3 protein-coding genes are annotated in these 2,696 nt (G+C 68.4%); 1 reads left to right on the forward strand and 2 read right to left on the reverse strand.

Going from position 1 to position 2,696, the window contains the following annotated elements:
* Positions 1-1,067 (reverse strand): M20/M25/M40 family metallo-hydrolase (locus ACE3UY_RS07545; RefSeq protein ID WP_374686929.1); only part of this gene is annotated, 1,067 nt, incomplete at its 3' end.
* A 147-nt stretch (positions 1,068-1,214) separates the two neighbouring features.
* A complete protein-coding gene (locus tag ACE3UY_RS07550) occupies positions 1,215-1,838 on the reverse strand; it encodes a TetR/AcrR family transcriptional regulator (protein ID WP_374686930.1) in 624 nt (207 codons plus the stop codon).
* Between the two features lie 45 nt (positions 1,839-1,883).
* Between ACE3UY_RS07550 and ACE3UY_RS07555 the strand changes: the two genes are divergently transcribed.
* Positions 1,884-2,696 (forward strand): PLP-dependent aminotransferase family protein (locus ACE3UY_RS07555; protein WP_374686931.1); only part of this gene is annotated, 813 nt, incomplete at its 3' end.

Below are 2,696 nucleotides of genomic sequence, written 5' to 3' on the forward strand. Positions count from 1 at the left end.
AACCCCTCCGCGTCCAGATGGGCGCGCAGCTTGGCGAGGATTTCGTCCGGCGTCTGGTCGGGCACGAGGCGGAAGTCCACCTTGGCGCTGGCGCGGGCGGGCAGGACGGTCTTGGAGCCTGGCCCCTGGTAGCCAGAGTTGGGGCCGTTGATGGTCGCCGTCGGCTCGAAGACAGCGGCGCGCCGTAACTCCACGCCGCCGGTCATCCCCTTCAGGAAAGCGGGCAGGTCGTAGGAGCGCTTGACCTGCTCCGACTCATCCGGCTGGGCGGCCAGATACTCCATGTCACGCGGCGAGGCGGGCCGGGCGTTGTCGTAAAAGCCGGGAATGCGAATACGCTCGTCCGGCCCCTTGATGGCGTTCAGCGCCCAGACCAGTCGCCAGGCAGCGTTGGGGAAGATGGAGCCAGCCATGCCGGAGTGGGCATCCAGGTCGCACGTCTGGACGCTCAACTCGACGTAGCACATGCCCCGCAGGCCAAGCGATTGGAAGGGCCGCCCCTCGTAATCCACCGAGCCGAACTCCCAGACGCAGGCGTCAGCGGCCAGCCGGTCGCGGTGTTTGCGCAGGAACGGCTCGATACTGGGGCTGCCGATCTCCTCTTCCCCCTCGACGAAGAACTTGACATGGCAGGGCAACTCCCCCAGCACGTGGCGCACGGCGGCGACGGCCGCCAGCCGGGAGATGAAGTGCCCCTTGTCGTCGCTGACACCGCGGGCATAGAGGCGGCCGTCGCGCCGGGTCAGGCTGAAGGGGGGCGAGTCCCATAGCTCCAGCGGTTCGGGCGGCTGCACGTCATAGTGGTTGTAGAAGAGCAGCGTGCGCGGCGCGCGCCCCGTGCCCTCGCCGTAGACGACGGGATGACCGGCGCTGGGCAATGTCTCGGCACTGAAGCCCTGCTCGCGCAGCATCGTCGCCGTCAGTTCGGCGCACTCGGCGATGCCCAGCCCTTGCGCGGAGATGCTCGGCTGGGCGCACAAGCGGCCGAGTTGGTCGATCCAGTAGTCGAGCGTCTCCTGGATGCGGGCGTCGATTTGGGCTTCGAGGGTGGAGGTGTGATTGGTCATTCAGTGGTTCCTTTATTAGTGGTTAGTGGTCAGTAAGCAGTAGTCAGTGGGTCAGTATTCAGTGGATTGGTAACAGATGGTAGTTCGTCACTCGTCGTTCGTAGTTCGTCACGCTCCCCTGCTCCCCCGCTCCCCCGCCCCCCTGCTTCACTCCGCCGCATACAAATACCCCACCGCCCGCAGCCCAAACTGCACCATGTCTCGGACGGCTTGCGGGCCTTCGCGCTCGGGCTGGGGCGAGGCGAGCAAGTTGAGGACGATCTCATCGAAGCCGCCGGCCAGCCCTTCAGCCGTGCGGCGCGGGTTCTGCGGCTCGATCTCCCGGCGCTCCAGCGCGGCGGCCAGCGCCCGCGCCCAGGCACGCACCAGCTTCTCGCGGTATTCGGCGCGCCGCTCGGCCAGCGACGGCACCGACCCCATGCCGCCGATGAGCAGCAGTTGGATGACCGCTGGCTCATAGAAGGCGACGTTGATATACGCCTGTACCGCTGCTTCCAGCTGGGCCGGAAAGGTCGTACGGCTGTTGAGCGCCTGCTCGATAGCCTGGAGCAGAAAAGAGGCCGTCTCCTCGAAGAGGTGGACGAACAGCGTCTCCTTGTCGGGGAAGTAGAAGTAGAAAGTGCCCACGGCCACGTCGGCCTCGTTCACAATGTCGCGAACGGTGGCGGCGTGGTATCCTTTCTCGGCGAAGACGCGCACGGCGGCCTGCATCATGGCGGTGCGTTTGGCGTCTTTCTTCTGGCGGGTCTTGTCGGTGCTGCGGTAAGGCATGCTTAATCGCGGCAATCATAACGAACTCTGACGGGGATCGCAAACGTGGCCCAGGAGATCGAACTCACCATCCGGCGCGACGGCGAGGACAACGACGTCCTCGACGCCTACCGGCAAGTGTATCATCAGTTGCGCGCCGCCATCCTGGCCGGGGCGCTGCCGCCGGGGGCGCGGCTGCCGTCAAGCCGGGCGCTGGCGCGGCGGGCGGGCGTGGCCCGCGTGACCATCGTGCAGGCCTACGACATGCTCAAGGCCGAAGGGTACGTCGAGAGCCGCGGCGGCGCGGGCACGTTCGTCAGCAACCGGCTGGCCGGGCCGGCGAGCGGGGCATCCGCACCCCCTTTCCGGCCAGCGCTGACCGAGTGGGGCCGGCGGGCGCTCGACCTGGGCCGCAGCTCGGAGCGAGCGGCCGGCGAGGCGCCGGCAAGCCGGGCGGAGATCGACTTCGGCTTCGGCCGCTCCTTCGCCGAACTCTTCCCCTACGACGTGTGGCGGCGCTTGCTGGGGCGCTACCTCTCGACCGACGACGCCATGCTGTCGCGCTACGGTTCGGCGGCCGGCTTCGGGCCGCTGCGCGCCGCAGTGGCCGACTACCTGACGCGGGCGCGGGGCGTGCGCTGCGCAGCCGATCAGGTGGTCATCGTCAGCGGCGCGCAGCAGGCGCTTGACATCCTGGCCCGGCTGCTGCTCGCGCCGGGCGACGAGGTAGTCGTGGAGACGCCCGGCTACCGCGACGCCTTCACCCTGTTTCGCCTGCACCGGGCGCGGCTGGTCGGCCTGCCGGTGGATGCCGAGGGGCTGCCCGTCGACCGCATCCCCGCCGGCTGCCGGGCGCGGTTCGTCTTCGTCACGCCGTCG

This window comes from Promineifilum sp. (SeqCode) (assembly GCF_041918635.1).
In the GTDB taxonomy this organism is placed as follows: domain Bacteria; phylum Chloroflexota; class Anaerolineae; order Promineifilales; family Promineifilaceae; genus Promineifilum.